The sequence below is a fragment of the Arthrospira sp. PCC 9901 genome (genome assembly GCF_059013425.1).
Genome location: NZ_CP102296.1, coordinates 3,560,013 through 3,573,638, shown reverse-complemented (window position 1 = coordinate 3,573,638; position 13,626 = coordinate 3,560,013). Strand labels below are relative to the sequence as shown.

Annotated in this window: 17 protein-coding genes; 10 read left to right on the top strand and 7 right to left on the bottom strand. The window is 44.9% G+C overall.

Translation table 11 applies throughout. The features are described 5' to 3' along the window. The first annotated feature begins 47 nt into the window (after nt 1–47). Both pgsA and NLZ44_RS15680 read left to right on the top strand, forming a co-directional pair. On the top strand, nt 48–584 hold the full coding sequence (pgsA, locus tag NLZ44_RS15685; protein WP_493750407.1) for a CDP-diacylglycerol--glycerol-3-phosphate 3-phosphatidyltransferase: 537 nt from the start codon (nt 48–50) through the stop codon (nt 582–584). 311 nt (nt 585–895) lie between these two features. Beyond that, nucleotides 896–2,863 carry an ATP-binding protein gene (locus NLZ44_RS15680; protein WP_493750406.1) on the top strand — a complete coding sequence of 656 codons (1,968 nt, stop codon included), beginning with the start codon at nt 896–898 and terminating at the stop codon, nt 2,861–2,863. A 12-nt stretch (nt 2,864–2,875) separates the two neighbouring features. Here NLZ44_RS15680 and NLZ44_RS15675 read toward each other — a convergent pair whose 3' ends face one another. Next, the gene (locus NLZ44_RS15675; RefSeq protein ID WP_493750405.1) at nt 2,876–2,998 is read right to left on the bottom strand and encodes a hypothetical protein; all 123 of its coding nucleotides are present in this window, start codon (nt 2,996–2,998) and stop codon (nt 2,876–2,878) included. Nucleotides 2,999–3,043: 45 nt separating this feature from the next. On the opposite strand from NLZ44_RS15675, the gene NLZ44_RS15670 reads away from it, so the two are divergent. From NLZ44_RS15670 to argJ, 6 genes are all read left to right on the top strand, one after another. Beyond that, a complete protein-coding gene (locus tag NLZ44_RS15670) occupies nt 3,044–4,636 on the top strand; it encodes a glycoside hydrolase family 57 protein (protein ID WP_493750404.1) in 1,593 nt (530 codons plus the stop codon). A gap of 219 nt (nt 4,637–4,855) precedes the next feature. Then, entirely contained in the window at nt 4,856–5,053 is a 198-nt protein-coding gene (gene gifA / locus NLZ44_RS15665) for a glutamine synthetase inactivation factor IF7A (RefSeq protein ID WP_493750403.1), read from the top strand. Nucleotides 5,054–5,107: 54 nt separating this feature from the next. Next, the gene (gene gifA, locus NLZ44_RS15660) at nt 5,108–5,305 is read left to right on the top strand and encodes a glutamine synthetase inactivation factor IF7A (protein ID WP_493750402.1); all 198 of its coding nucleotides are present in this window, start codon (nt 5,108–5,110) and stop codon (nt 5,303–5,305) included. 73 nt (nt 5,306–5,378) lie between these two features. Further along, nucleotides 5,379–5,576, top strand: a complete 198-nt coding sequence (gifA, locus tag NLZ44_RS15655; RefSeq protein ID WP_493750401.1) for a glutamine synthetase inactivation factor IF7A — start codon at nt 5,379–5,381, stop codon at nt 5,574–5,576. 73 nt (nt 5,577–5,649) lie between these two features. Continuing rightward, complete coding sequence (gene gifA, locus NLZ44_RS15650; RefSeq protein ID WP_493750400.1) at nt 5,650–5,844, top strand: glutamine synthetase inactivation factor IF7A; 195 nt, start codon at nt 5,650–5,652, stop codon at nt 5,842–5,844. 194 nt (nt 5,845–6,038) lie between these two features. Continuing rightward, nucleotides 6,039–7,280 (top strand): bifunctional ornithine acetyltransferase/N-acetylglutamate synthase, encoded by a 1,242-nt coding sequence (argJ, locus tag NLZ44_RS15645; RefSeq protein WP_493750399.1) that lies wholly within the window; start codon nt 6,039–6,041, stop codon nt 7,278–7,280. A gap of 75 nt (nt 7,281–7,355) precedes the next feature. On the opposite strand, the gene NLZ44_RS15640 is transcribed toward argJ, so the two are convergent. The 6 genes from NLZ44_RS15640 to NLZ44_RS15615 form a co-directional block, all read right to left on the bottom strand. Further along, nucleotides 7,356–8,078: a Uma2 family endonuclease gene (locus tag NLZ44_RS15640; protein ID WP_493750398.1), complete on the bottom strand. Its 723-nt coding sequence runs from the start codon at nt 8,076–8,078 to the stop codon at nt 7,356–7,358. Between the two features lie 118 nt (nt 8,079–8,196). Further along, complete coding sequence (locus NLZ44_RS15635) at nt 8,197–8,835, bottom strand: Uma2 family endonuclease (protein ID WP_493750397.1); 639 nt, start codon at nt 8,833–8,835, stop codon at nt 8,197–8,199. A gap of 118 nt (nt 8,836–8,953) precedes the next feature. Then, nucleotides 8,954–9,634: a Uma2 family endonuclease gene (locus NLZ44_RS15630; RefSeq protein ID WP_493750396.1), complete on the bottom strand. Its 681-nt coding sequence runs from the start codon at nt 9,632–9,634 to the stop codon at nt 8,954–8,956. Nucleotides 9,635–9,752: 118 nt separating this feature from the next. Beyond that, nucleotides 9,753–10,412 (bottom strand): Uma2 family endonuclease, encoded by a 660-nt coding sequence (locus NLZ44_RS15625; protein WP_108615192.1) that lies wholly within the window; start codon nt 10,410–10,412, stop codon nt 9,753–9,755. A gap of 293 nt (nt 10,413–10,705) precedes the next feature. Then, a complete protein-coding gene (locus NLZ44_RS15620; protein ID WP_493750395.1) occupies nt 10,706–11,104 on the bottom strand; it encodes a response regulator transcription factor in 399 nt (132 codons plus the stop codon). A 64-nt stretch (nt 11,105–11,168) separates the two neighbouring features. Beyond that, on the bottom strand, nt 11,169–11,294 hold the full coding sequence (locus tag NLZ44_RS15615) for a hypothetical protein (RefSeq protein ID WP_321201339.1): 126 nt from the start codon (nt 11,292–11,294) through the stop codon (nt 11,169–11,171). Between the two features lie 313 nt (nt 11,295–11,607). On the opposite strand from NLZ44_RS15615, the gene NLZ44_RS15610 reads away from it, so the two are divergent. Both NLZ44_RS15610 and NLZ44_RS15605 read left to right on the top strand, forming a co-directional pair. Further along, the gene (locus NLZ44_RS15610; protein WP_008056100.1) at nt 11,608–12,282 is read left to right on the top strand and encodes a lecithin retinol acyltransferase family protein; all 675 of its coding nucleotides are present in this window, start codon (nt 11,608–11,610) and stop codon (nt 12,280–12,282) included. 22 nt (nt 12,283–12,304) lie between these two features. Beyond that, the gene (locus NLZ44_RS15605) at nt 12,305–13,585 is read left to right on the top strand and encodes an ABC transporter substrate-binding protein (protein WP_006622847.1); all 1,281 of its coding nucleotides are present in this window, start codon (nt 12,305–12,307) and stop codon (nt 13,583–13,585) included. The last annotated feature ends 41 nt before the right edge of the window (nt 13,586–13,626 follow it).

Here is a 13,626-nt window from a genome sequence, read left to right as displayed (position 1 = left end):
TTTTACAAACCCATTAAAACCCATTAAAACCCAGAGATATTGCCATCATGAATTTACCCACATTAATCACCACCTCGCGCCTCTTAGGGATTCCCTTTATCTTGTGGACTCTAGATCAACCCACCCCAGAAAATCGCTGGATCTGTCTAGGTATTTTGATCATAGTCGCCGCCACCGATTGGCTAGATGGCTACCTAGCCAGAAAACTGAACCAAGTCACAGACCTAGGAAAAATCCTCGATCCTCTCGTAGATAAATTGCTGGTATTAGCTCCCCTGTTAGCACTGGTAGAAATCGGCGAAATTCCCGCCTGGGGAGTGTTTCTGATTTTGGGGAGAGAATTAGCGATCGCTGGGTGGCGAGTTAATCAAACCCAAATTTCCGGAGCCAACCTTTTTGGCAAAATCAAGACGGTTGTGCAAATAGTCGCCATTGCTTTATTAATTGCTCCCCTTCCCCCCATTTGGGAAACAATTGCGATCGGCACATTTTGGTTCGCCGTAGCCATCACCTTAATTTCCGGTCTAATTTATATTTTACCCCCCACACCCAGCCAACAAACCCCCCCAAATCATTCTAGCTAATTTCAGCAAAACCGGAACTTTTCCCAGTGAACTTTCACCACCCGAACAGCCTAACAAATTCACAAGTTCTGTTAAAATACTTATAGACACCTGCTCTCAGGTGTGCATTCCCCTAGAAGCAGGGTGTAGGGTGTTAGGTATAGGGGGGTCAATACACCAATAATCACTTGATCTTAATAATTTTCTGCTTTTATCTTTAGGTGTTCTCGCGAGTTTCTCCATGATTTTGGTAAGTAATGGGTGTAAACCAATTGCTACGGTAATTACTGATGTCAATATTTTTATAACTAGGTTTATCATAGGTGATTTACATGGGAAAGTTTCAGGGTAAACGAGTTTCGCTAGTCAAAAAACTAACTATAGCCATGACCGGGTTAGTCATCATAGTAGTAACCAGCGTCACCTGGCTTTCCCTTGAGCTTCAGCAACAAAGTTTTAAACAAGAACTAGAACAACAGGCTAATATATTACTAGAAACTCTATCTATTGCTGCCGCTGAACCTTTGGAAGTTTCTGATGTTCAGTTTCTCACCCGACTAATGGAGCAACTAGGAACTGCTCAAATTTTAGTTTCCGGTCATATCTATCAAGCCGAAGGTAGGGTAATTGCAGATGTCTATAACTCCGAGATTTTTACCAATGATATCGACCTGACACCTTGGGTTGTGGAGTTACTGAACACCTCAGAAACCCTGTTTAATTGGCAGTATGACAATCAACAACTATTGGGAGGAAAAGCCGTTACCTTCAACGGTAAAATCGTGGGTGCTGTCAGTGTCGGACTCTCGACGCAACCCTTAGAAAATAAAATGGCAACCGTCCGCAATCAGGGTTTAATTATTGCTATGATTGCCGCCATTGCTGGAGCTTGTCTCGCCTCGATAATTAGCCGTTCAATTACTGAACCCCTTAAACAAATGACCGCCGCCACCAAAGAATTAGCCGCCGGAGATTTAGAGTTAAAAATCGACTTACAAAGCCAAGATGAACTTCAGGTTTTAGCGGATTCTTTTAACAAAATGACTAAACAATTGCGAGATTTAGTCGAAAGCAAGGAACAACTAATCACCAGCTTAGAACTACGAGCGGAAGCACTCCGAAAAAGTGAGGCTAAAAACAGAGCATTGCTTAATGCTATCCCCGATTTAATGCTAAGATTTAATCAAGAGGGTCTTGTTTTAGACTTTAAAGCATCTAGGGGCGGCGAATTAATTAAGTCAATTTTGGATTATCTACACCAGAGTATTTATGATTTATTGCCGAATAATTTGGCTAATCTTTATCTAAAAAATGTCAATAAAGCTCTAATTACTCAGGAAGTACAAGTATTTGAATATGAATGGTTTTTTGATGAAAAACGCCATCATTTTGAAGCCAGAATTGTCGTGAGTGGAGAAAGTGAAGTTTTGGCAATCATCCGTGATATTACCCAAAGTAAATTAGCTCAAATTGAATTACAACGAGCTAAAGATGCTGCCGAAAGTGCCAACCATGCGAAAAGTGAATTTCTAGCCAGTATGAGCCATGAACTGCGTACACCCTTAAACGCCATTATTGGTTATAGCGAACTATTGCGAGAAGATGCTGTGGATTTTGGCTATACAGATTTTATTCCCGACCTGGATCAAATTCGAGCATCAGGACTACATCTGTTAACTATTATTCAAGATATTTTAGATATTTCCAAATTAGAATCAGGGATGATGACGGTTTGCTTAGAAAACTTTAATATTGCCACCTTAATCAAAGAAATCGAAGCACTGGTGCAGCCATTATTCCAAAAAAATCATAACCAACTTAAAGTCAACTGTACCCCTGATGTTGAGGGAATGTATGCCGATCGCATCAAAGTCAAACAAGTATTGCTTAACCTTCTGAGTAACGCCGCCAAATTCACAGAAAATGGCTGGGTGAACTTAAATGTAATTTATATAGATCAGCTTCCATCCCACACCTTAGCCAATAGTAGCGAACATCTGTCATCATCAGTTTTAGTCAATGACGAACACGAATTACAAGGTTGGGTGGCTTTTGAAGTCATCGATACGGGAATTGGCTTGACAGCAGAACAGATGAGCAAAATCTTTGAACCCTTCGAGCGAGCGGATAACTCCACCACCCGCCGCTACGAAGGAACCGGGTTAGGACTATCAATCAGCAAAAGATTTTGTGAGTTAATGGGAGGAGCCATCACCGTGGCCAGTGAAATCGGCGAAGGGTCAACCTTTACGGCATATTTCCCCCTAGTTATGGGTGAAAACACATTTACGGGAATGTGACACCCCAAGAAATCAGGCGATCGCTTCCCAATCGCCAATTCCATCAAAGCGCCGCCCGACCAATTCCGGTAGAATTAACATTGTCCTGTGATTACCATAGTGATTTAAAATCTTAACATCATATTGTGAATCCACCGGGACCCTAACTCCCTATAAATCCTTAATTTGCCCTAAATCATTATGTCTATTGGCTATCTCGCCCTGGTACTCCATGCTCACCTACCCTTTGTCAGACACCCCGAAAGTGACTATGTATTAGAGGAAGAGTGGTTATTTGAAGCCATTACCGAAACCTATATTCCTCTGATCCAAATGTTTGAAGGGCTCAAACGTGATGGCATTGAATTCAAAATGACCATGAGCCTGACCCCCCCTCTGGTGTCCATGCTCCGCGATCCGCTTTTGCAAGAACGCTACGACCAACACTTAGCCAAACTACAGGAATTGGTCGAGAAAGAAGTTGACCACAACCAACATAACGACCATCTAGTTTATCTAGCGAAACATTATATTGAAGAATTTGCCGAAGCCCGTACCCTCTGGGAAAGATATAGCGGGGATTTAGTTACAGCCTTTAAGCAATTCCAAGACAGCAACAACCTAGAGATTATCACCTGTGGAGCCACCCACGGCTATCTACCCCTAATGAAAATGTACCCCCAAGCGGTACACGCCCAAATCCAAGTCGCCTGCGAACACTACGAAGAAAACTTTGGTCGCCCCCCCAGAGGCATCTGGCTGCCAGAATGCGCCTATTATAATGGTTTGGAAAGGATTGTAGCCGACTGTGGTTTACGCTACTTTCTCACCGATGGTCATGGGGTACTCTATGCCCAACCCCGTCCCCGATTTGGTACCTATGCCCCCATTTTTACGGAAACCGGAGTGGCGGTTTTTGCTCGCGACCATGAATCATCCCAGCAGGTGTGGTCTTCCCAGGTAGGATATCCCGGCTCCCCCGAATATAGAGAGTTTTATAAAGATTTAGGTTGGGAAGCTGAATACGAATATATTAAACCCTATATCATGCCCAACGGTCAACGAAAAAATACGGGCATCAAATATCACAAAATTACTGGGCGCGACTTAGGACTAGCAGATAAAGAACTCTATGACCCCTATTGGGCTAAACAAAAAGTCGCGGAACACGCTGCGAATTTTATGTTTAACCGAGAGCGCCAGGTTGAACACCTACAGGGGATTATGCAGCGCCCCCCCATTATTGTCTCTCCCTATGATGCGGAACTTTTCGGACACTGGTGGTATGAAGGACCTTGGTTCCTAGATCTTCTGTTCCGCAAGACTTGGTTTGATCAAGATGTTTACGCGATGACCCATCTAGCTGATTATTTACAGACTTACCCCACCCAGCAGGTCTGTCGTCCGGCTCAGTCGAGTTGGGGTTATAAGGGATTTCATGAATATTGGCTTAACCATACTAACTCCTGGATATATCCCCATTTACATAAAGCGGCAGAGCGCATGATTTCCCTCGCTTGTCGAGAAGCGCTTAATGAGTTGGAACTGCGGGCTCTCAATCAGGCGGCGCGGGAATTGCTGCTGGCTCAATCCTCTGACTGGGCTTTTATTATCAGTTCTGGGACTATGGTTCCCTATGCTGTGCGCCGCACTAAATCCCATCTCATGCGCTTTAACAAGATTTATGAGGATATCAAGATCGGTAAAATTGATGCGGGATGGCTCCAAAAGGTGGAAACTCTCGATAATATCTTCCCCAACATTAACTATCGGGTCTATCGACCTGTGATGTAGCCTCACCCCTACCCGCGATCTAACCCTCCTATCATCCGATCAACCCTAGCCACTAAGGGGGCTGGGGCTTTTTTGTCAGAATGCGATCGCCTTTTTGTTCTGAAACTAATGTTAAATTTTGTAAACTTCTGGCATTTTGTAAAATAGACTACAGAATTTTATAGTATAGTAGTAAGCGTGGGGGAAAAAACCCACTCAAATCACTAGGAGACAAAAAACATGGGTACTCAGGACCAAGCACGAGCTTTAATGATGGGTCATCACCAGAATATCAAGAACCGTCAGCAGTCGATGCTCAACCGTTCTGCTCAAGAAGTAGGTATGGAAGATGTAGGTGACTACTACAGCACGATTCAAGGTAAACCTAACTCAAATTCACGCATGAGTTACGATCGCAGTTCCTCGTCGATGAGTTAAAGCACTTCAACCCTTTTTCAATCAGTTAATTCCATATAGCAGGAGACAAAAACCATGGGTACTCAAGATCAAGCACGAGCTTTAATGATGGGTCATCACAAGAATATCAAGAACCGTCAGCAGTCGATGCTCAACCGTTCTGCTCAAGAAGTAGGTATCGATGATGTTGGGGATTATTATAGCACGATTCAAGGGAAACCTAACTCAAATTCACGCATGAGTTACGATCGCAGTTCCTCGTCGATGAGTTAAAGGACTGCAACCCCTTTTAAATTCCTCATTTCAATCGGACTTAATAAATATCAATTACCAGGAGACAAAAACCATGGGTACTCAGGACCAAGCACGAGCGTTAATGATGGGTCATCACAAGAATATCAAGAACCGTCAGCAGTCGATGCTCAACCGTTCGGCGCAGGAAGTAGGTATCGATGATGTTGGGGATTATTATAGCACGATTCAAGGCAAACCTAGCTCAAATTCAAGCATGAGTTACGATCGCAGTTCCTCGTCGATGAGTTAAAGGACTGCAACCCCTTTTAAATTCCTCATTTCAATCTGACTTAATAAATATCAATTAGCAGGAGACCAAAACCATGTGTACTCAAGATGAAGCCAGGGCGCTAATGATGCGTCATCATCAGAACATCAAGAACCGTCAGCAATCTATGCTCAACCGTTCGGCGCAGGAAGTAGGTATCGATGTTGGGGATTATTATAGCACGATTCAAGGCAAACCCCATTCCGACTCACGGGATAACTACGATCGCTCCTCCGCTTCGATGAGTTAAAATTTCTACACCACGAAAAATTGAAAAATCTTTGTCCCCACCCCCACCTAGCCGTCTTCAGGTGGGGGATAGTTGATTATCCATGAATTTGTTTGTGCAAATCCCCACTGTAGCAATCCCGCTGGGTGGGGATTTTCAATTAAAACTTGGTATAATGCCTTCTGCTCAAGAGTAGATGCTAGAAGGCGAAACCTATGTCAGAGTGGCAAAAGATTGATGGTGGCATCACCGCACCCAAGGGATATAAAGCCAGTGGAATCACCGCCGGGCTCAAACCTTCTGGAGCGCCAGACTTAGCGTTGATTATATCAGATGTAGAGGCGATCGCAGCGGGGGTATTTACGACATCCCAAGTGCGCGCGGCCTGTGTAGATTATTGTCGGCAAAAGTTAGAAGCGAAACCCAGTGCGCGGGCGATTTTATGTAATTCCGGTCAAGCCAACGCCGGGACTGGACAGCAGGGGTGGGAAGATGCCCAAGATAGTGCGAAAGCCTTGGCGGCGGCGTTAAATATTGATCCAGATTCGATTTTACTAGCTTCCACCGGAGTCATCGGTAAACGGATTAAAATGGAGGAACTCATAGCAGCCATTCCCCAATTAGTGTCTGAGGTTTCCGAAAACGGGGGGACAGCGGCAGCCGGGGCAATTATGACGACGGATTTGGTGATGAAATCCATTGCTTTAGAAACTCAATTTGGCGATCGTCCGGTGCGGATTGGTGGCATTGCCAAAGGTTCGGGGATGATTCATCCTAATATGGCAACGATGCTGGCTTTTGTCACCTGTGATGCTGCGGTTTCTCCTCCTCTGTGGCAAGAAATGCTGACTAGGGCTGCCAATCGTAGTTTTAATCAAATTACAGTTGATGGGGATACTAGCACCAACGACACGCTGATTGCTTTAGCTAATGGTCAGTCCCGCACCCCGGCAATTACTGGACCCGGACCTGATGCTGATAAATTAGAAGCGATGCTGACAGCAGTTTGTGAACATTTAGCTAAGGCGATCGCCAGAGATGGAGAAGGGGCTACCTGTTTAATTGAAGTGCAGGTAACTGGCGCACCCACAGAAGCAGCGGCGGCTATGGTTGCTAAAACTATTGTTGGGTCTTCTTTATTAAAGGCGGCGATTTTCGGTTGTGACCCTAATTGGGGAAGAATTGCGGCTGCAGCCGGACGGGCTGGGGTTCGTTTTGACCAGGATAAGTTAGAGATTTCCTTGGGTGAGTTTCAACTGATGAAAAATGGTCAGCCTTTAGCTTTTGATGAAGCTGCGGCCAGTAATTATTTAAAACGGGCTAAAACTGCGGCTTATCTTCAGGAAGATACAGTGTTAATCAAGGTTAAAATTGGTGATGAGCCAGGAAGTAGTAAGGCTTGGGGATGTGACCTTAGCTATGATTATGTGAAAATTAATGCCGAATACACGACTTAATTGGTCTTGACCTAATCAACCCGGTTTCTCACAGAAACCGGGTTGATTGTTCCGACAAATATCAACTATTCGCGCTCACAGGGTTTCTGGATCGATACCCAATTCCCGGAGTTTCGCAAAGGCGCGATCGCGTTGTTGTTGTGCCTCATTGCGTTCTTGTTGTGCGCGATCGCGTTCTTGTTTTGCCTCATTGCGTTCTTGTTGTGCGCGATCGCGTTCATCAAACAAATCCCCCGGTTCTTTGAACAATTCCCCATTAGGATGATACACAGCTAAACCATCATCAAACAGTTCAAAGCGAATGTTCAACAGTGGAGAAGTCCAGGGGAAATCTAGGGGGGTAATTAACACCAAGCTATCTTCGGGGGTAGCCCGTTGAAAACCCCAAAAATTATGGGATTGGGGATTATAAAAATACATCTCCAGCACGCCATACTGTTGATAAAATTGTTGTTTGGCGGCCATTTCGCTCATGGTGTTACTGGGAGAGAGGATCTCAAACACCACTTGCGGCGGAATGTTGTCTTCTTCCCACTGTTTATAACTACCGCGCGCGCCATCAGGACGACCTAACACCACCATCGCATCAGGGGCTTGTCTGGGGACGGGGGGACGTTCTACCTGGACGGGATACCAGAGTAAATCCCCCGCCACAAAAGCCACTTGTGACTTGAGAAGTTGTTTAAGGTTGCTGACTAGCCGCACAATCCAGCCATACTGGAGGGTATTTTCCGCCATCGGTTTACCATCAGAGTCGGGGTAGAGGATATGAGGGGGGATAGGAGTTTGAACCATCATTCAGTACCCGGATGAATCAATATTCACCTATTATATAGCGACCCTAGAACGGTTGTGGAATCAGCCCTCGCCCTCAATCTGAATCCCAGAGAGGGACAGGAACTTTTGCTCACAATTATCAGAGGGTTTCTGGATCGATACCCAATTCCCGGAGTTTCGCAAAGGCGCGATCGCGTTCATCAAACAAATCCCCCGGTTCTTTGAACAATTCCCCATTAGGGTGATACACTGCTAAACCATCATCAAACAGCTCAAAGCGAATGTTCAACAGTGGAGAAGTCCAGGGGAAATCTAGGGGGGTAATTAACACCAAGCTATCTTCGGGGGTAGCCCGTTGAAAACCCCAAAAATTATGGGATTGGGGATTATAAAAATACATCTCCAGCACGCCATACTGTTGATAAAATTGTTGTTTGGCGGCCATTTCGCTCATGGTGTTACTGGGAGAGAGGATCTCAAACACCACTTGCGGCGGAATGTTGTCTTCTTCCCACTGTTTATAACTACCGCGCGCGCCATCAGGACGACCTAACACCACCATCGCATCAGGGGCTTGTCTGGGGACGGGGGGACGTTCTACCTGGACGGGATACCAGAGTAAATCCCCCGCCACAAAAGCCACTTGTGACTTGAGAAGTTGTTTAAGGTTGCTGACTAGCCGCACAATCCAGCCATACTGGAGGGTATTTTCCGCCATCGGTTTACCATCAGAGTCGGGGTAGAGGATATGAGGGGGGATAGGAGTTTGAACCATCATTCAGTACCCGGATGAATCAATATTCACCTATTATATAGCGACCCTAGAACGGTTGTGGAATCAGCCCTCGCCCTCAATCTGAATCCCAGAGAGGGACAGGAACTTTTGCTCACAATTATCAGAGGGTTTCTGGATCGATACCCAATTCCCGGAGTTTCGCAAAGGCGCGATCGCGTTGTTGTTGTGCCTCATTGCGTTCTTGTTGTGCGCGATCGCGTTCATCAAACAAATCCCCCGGTTCTTTGAACAATTCCCCATTAGGATGATACACAGCTAAACCATCATCAAACAGTTCAAAGCGAATGTTCAACAGTGGGGAAGTCCAGGGGAAATCTAGGGGGGTAATTAACACCAAGCTATCTTCGGGGGTAGCCCGTTGAAAACCCCAAAAATTATGGGATTGGGGATTATAAAAATACATCTCCAGCACGCCATACTGTTGATAAAATTGTTGTTTGGCAGCCATTTCGCTCATGGTGTTACTGGGAGAGAGGATTTCAAACACCACTTGCGGCGGAATGTTGTCTTCTTCCCACTGTTTATAACTACCGCGCGCGCCATCAGGACGACCTAACACCACCATCGCATCAGGGGCTTGTCTGGGAACGGGGGGACGTTCTACCTGGACGGGATACCAGAGTAAATCCCCCGCCACAAAAGCCACTTGTGACTTGAGAAGTTGTTTAAGGTTGCTCACTAGCCGGACAATCCAGCCATACTGGAGGGTATTTTCCGCCATCGGTTTACCATCAGAGTCGGGGTAGAGGATATGAGGGGGGATAGGAGTTTGAACCATCATTCAGTACCCGGATGAATCAATATTCACCTATTATATAGCGACCCTAGAACGGTTGTGGAATCAGCCCTCGCCCTCAATCTGAATCCCAGAGAGGGAGAGGAACTTTTGCTCACAATTATCAGAGGGTTTCTGGATCGATACCCAATTCCCGGAGTTTCGCAAAGGCGCGATCGCGTTCTTGTTGTGCGCGATCGCGTTCATCAAACAAATCCCCCGGTTCTTTGAACAATTCCCCATTAGGGTGATACACTGCTAAACCATCATCAAACAGCTCAAAGCGAATGTTCAACAGTGGAGAAGTCCAGGGGAAATCTAGGGGGGTAATTAACACCAAGCTATCTTCGGGGGTAGCCCGTTGAAAACCCCAAAAATTATGGGATTGGGGATTATAAAAATACATCTCCAGCACGCCATACTGTTGATAAAATTGTTGTTTGGCAGCCATTTCGCTCATGGTGTTACTGGGAGAGAGGATCTCAAACACCACTTGCGGCGGAATGTTGTCTTCTTCCCACTGTTTATAACTACCGCGCGCGCCATCAGGACGACCTAACACCACCATCGCATCAGGGGCTTGTCTGGGAACGGGGGGACGTTCTACCTGGACGGGATACCAGAGTAAATCCCCCGCCACAAAAGCCACTTGTGACTTGAGAAGTTGTTTAAGGTTGCTCACTAGCCGGACAATCCAGCCATACTGGAGGGTATTTTCCGCCATCGGTTTACCATCAGAGTCGGGGTAGAGGATATGAGGGGGGATAGGAGTTTGAACCATCATTCAGTACCCGGATGAATCAATATTCACCTATTATATAGCGACCCTAGAACGGTTGTGGAATCAGCCCTCGCCCTCAATGTGAATCCCAGAGAGGGAGAGGAACTTTCGCTAACAATTATCACAGGGTTTCTGGATCGATACAATTCCCGGAGTTTGGCTCTGGATAATGATCTGATGGGGGGAGGCTAAAGCTGTTAATTGCATTGACCACCTACCATATTAATCAACCCGCCTTAACCCCATTTACTTGGTGATTTACTACTTAGTAGATATTGATAGCTATCTATATCTAACTACTGCATTTGTGCGGCCATAGTCAGAATTTTATGAACAGTTGTTTGTAGTTGGTCAGGGTCGAAAGGTTTAGTTAAATATTCAGTAGCGCCGGCTAAACGCCCTTCAATTTTATCGCAGACAGTATCCCTAGCAGTTAACATGATAATCGGTAACTTTTCTAAATGGGGAGTCCGCCTAATAATTCGGCATAATTCTAAGCCATCTACACCCGGCATAGCAATATCTAACAACATTAAATCAATCGAATCATGATGTAATTTGCCCAAGGCTTCTAAGGTATTACTCGCTACTAAAACTCGATAGTTTTCGCAGAGAGTTTGCCGAATCATTTTTTGGATAATCAGACTATCATCTACGGCGAGAATGGTGGCTTGGGAGGTCTCCTGAAAACACATAATTATTCTCCTTGATGCTTATTGAATATCTAAGTTTCATTCAATAATAGAATAGAGTGAGGGATTATCTTTGTGCAGTTGAATTATGGCGATCGCCTAGGTCTAAAGCAATGTAGACGGGGCGGAAATTCTCCGACTCGCTTACTTGATCAATGAATTGAGGGACTCGCGCCCTTTGATGGTCTGTCAAGGGGCGTATTCAGCCCTTGACCTGCTCAAAAGTTTAAGTATAATGTCAAAAGCCTTTGCTCCCATTATATAACAATGATTCCCCGTTAAAAATAAAGATTTATTTAATGGTATAATTTTGTCAACCCCATCTTTACGGTTAACCCGCGAATCCCAATCAACCCCCTGATAGTATATTGTTGAGGAAATCCCCCAGTAAATGAGGCGATCGCAGTTGACTGTTTTCACTGTTTGTGGTATAATCACCAATTCGCTGTCAACTCAACTAAATTATGTCAAACTATGAAGGATAATGGTTTGTTAGGTGGAGTCCTATGGCGCGAGGAGATCAGATTTATGTTTACCGGGAATTTCTGAATATGGATGGAGTCTACGAACATCACGGTATTGACTGTGGAGACGGGACAGTTATCCATTACCGCAAACCCAGCGAAACCATTGAACGAACATCCTTGAGAACTTTTAGCAAAGGTAAACCAGTTTATATTCGCAGTTATCCAGTCCGCTATATTCCCGAGACCACCATACAAAGGGGAGAAAGTAGGCTAGGGGAACGCAAATATAATCTACTATTTAATAACTGTGAACATTTTGCCACCTGGTGTGTAACCGGAGTGAGTGATAGCCGACAAATTCGTGATTTTATTCCAGTCATCAACCATATAAATGTTGACAGTTTAGAGGACCCGATCGCCAAAGCCTTACGAACAGCGCCCAACGATAATTTACCGCAGTTAATTAATAATGCCTTAACCGATATTAGAACCGCGTGGAATGATATTCAACCCCAATATCAAGAAGCCTTAGCCGAAATGAAATCCTGGCATCAAGTAGCAATTAACGCCATGAAGCAAAACCGGGAAGACCTAGCCAGGGAGGCACTAAAACGTAAACAAACCTATAAACAAAGGGCGCGGGAATTAGAAGCGGACTTAAAAAAACTAGCAACTCTGACTGAAGATTTAGTACAACAACAAACCCAACTGTAGCCCAAAAACGAGGCATAAAACCATGGCAAAATCTCCAGATAATCACCGTTCAAGTAGCCCGTTAAAATGGTGGAGTAAAATTGTCCTAATTTTAGGTTTATGTATATTAGTGGGTGGTTGTCAATTTCAACCCCCGACAACAGAGGGAGTGATTAACCTAACTTTGTGGCATGGAATTAATCCCCCACCCAACCGGGATGTTTTCCAAAAGTTAGTCGATCGCTTTAATCAAGACCATCCCCATATTCAGGTAGAAGCGCTTTATATAGGTCAACCTGATCAACAAATGCCGAAAATCTTAACCGCAGTAGTCGGAAATGCGCCGCCAGATATTTTATGGTATACACCAATTATTACAGGTCAACTGGTAGAACTAGATGCCATTAAACCGATTCAAGATTGGTTAAATAACTCCCCGGTAAAGGCAGAAATTGATCCGGCTTTATGGACAGGAATGGAATTAGAAAATCAGATTTGGTCTGTACCTATGGCAACTAATAATACAGCCATTTTTTATCGTCCGAGTTTATTTGCAGCCGCCGGAATTGAGACCATACCTTCCACTTGGTCAGAGTTCCGAGAAACCGCCGCCAAATTGACAGCAGCAGGGGAGAAGTATGGGATAGTATTACCCCTAGGTAAAGGGGAATGGACGGTATTTACCTGGCTACCATTTATGTATAGTGCGGGTGGAGAATTAGTCAGAAATGGTGAAGCCAATTTAGTTAATCCTGGGGCGATCGCCGCCTTAGAATTTTGGTCAAATTTGATAGAAGATGGTTCAGCAATTCTCTCCGCACCGGAAAGAGGTTATGAACAGGATAACTTTATTTCTGGTAGGGTAGCGATGCAAATTACCGGACCTTGGACTTTAGGTTATCTCGACCAAATTGGTATTGATTATGGAGTGTTTCCTATTCCGGCGGAAAATCAACAGGCGGCGGTAGTTGGGGGTGAAAATTTGTTTGTGATGAAAACCACCCCAGACCGAGAAAAAGCCGCCTTAGAGTTTCTCGAATATGTAGTCGGATCGGAATTTCAAACGGAGTGGAGTTTAGGAACCGGATATTTGCCGATTAATTTAACAACTCGCCTTGACCCCCGTTATCAAGAATATGTGGCTAAACAACCAGCTTTGAATGTCTTTTTACAGCAGATGAATTGGGCGGTATCTCGTCCGAATATTGCGGGATATAGTCGCATTTCCGAAAATTTGGGTAGAGCGATCGAGGCTACACTATTAGGACAATCGCCCCAGTCCGCCCTCAAAGCCTCTCAAAACCGCCTGAGACTAGCGTTATAACCGACAGCCGAAATTTTCCCGTCCCGCCGTAAATTTGGATA

Coding starts and splice junctions, on each gene's coding strand:
- pgsA (WP_493750407.1), top strand. CDS start 48: ATGAATTTACCCACATTAATCACCACCTCGCGCCTCTTAGGGATTCCC.
- NLZ44_RS15680 (WP_493750406.1), top strand. CDS start 896: ATGGGAAAGTTTCAGGGTAAACGAGTTTCGCTAGTCAAAAAACTAACT.
- NLZ44_RS15670 (WP_493750404.1), top strand. CDS start 3,044: ATGTCTATTGGCTATCTCGCCCTGGTACTCCATGCTCACCTACCCTTT.
- gifA (WP_493750403.1), top strand. CDS start 4,856: ATGGGTACTCAGGACCAAGCACGAGCTTTAATGATGGGTCATCACCAG.
- gifA (WP_493750402.1), top strand. CDS start 5,108: ATGGGTACTCAAGATCAAGCACGAGCTTTAATGATGGGTCATCACAAG.
- gifA (WP_493750401.1), top strand. CDS start 5,379: ATGGGTACTCAGGACCAAGCACGAGCGTTAATGATGGGTCATCACAAG.
- gifA (WP_493750400.1), top strand. CDS start 5,650: ATGTGTACTCAAGATGAAGCCAGGGCGCTAATGATGCGTCATCATCAG.
- argJ (WP_493750399.1), top strand. CDS start 6,039: ATGTCAGAGTGGCAAAAGATTGATGGTGGCATCACCGCACCCAAGGGA.
- NLZ44_RS15640 (WP_493750398.1), bottom strand. CDS start 8,078: ATGATGGTTCAAACTCCTATCCCCCCTCATATCCTCTACCCCGACTCT.
- NLZ44_RS15635 (WP_493750397.1), bottom strand. CDS start 8,835: ATGATGGTTCAAACTCCTATCCCCCCTCATATCCTCTACCCCGACTCT.
- NLZ44_RS15630 (WP_493750396.1), bottom strand. CDS start 9,634: ATGATGGTTCAAACTCCTATCCCCCCTCATATCCTCTACCCCGACTCT.
- NLZ44_RS15625 (WP_108615192.1), bottom strand. CDS start 10,412: ATGATGGTTCAAACTCCTATCCCCCCTCATATCCTCTACCCCGACTCT.
- NLZ44_RS15620 (WP_493750395.1), bottom strand. CDS start 11,104: ATGTGTTTTCAGGAGACCTCCCAAGCCACCATTCTCGCCGTAGATGAT.
- NLZ44_RS15610 (WP_008056100.1), top strand. CDS start 11,608: ATGGCGCGAGGAGATCAGATTTATGTTTACCGGGAATTTCTGAATATG.
- NLZ44_RS15605 (WP_006622847.1), top strand. CDS start 12,305: ATGGCAAAATCTCCAGATAATCACCGTTCAAGTAGCCCGTTAAAATGG.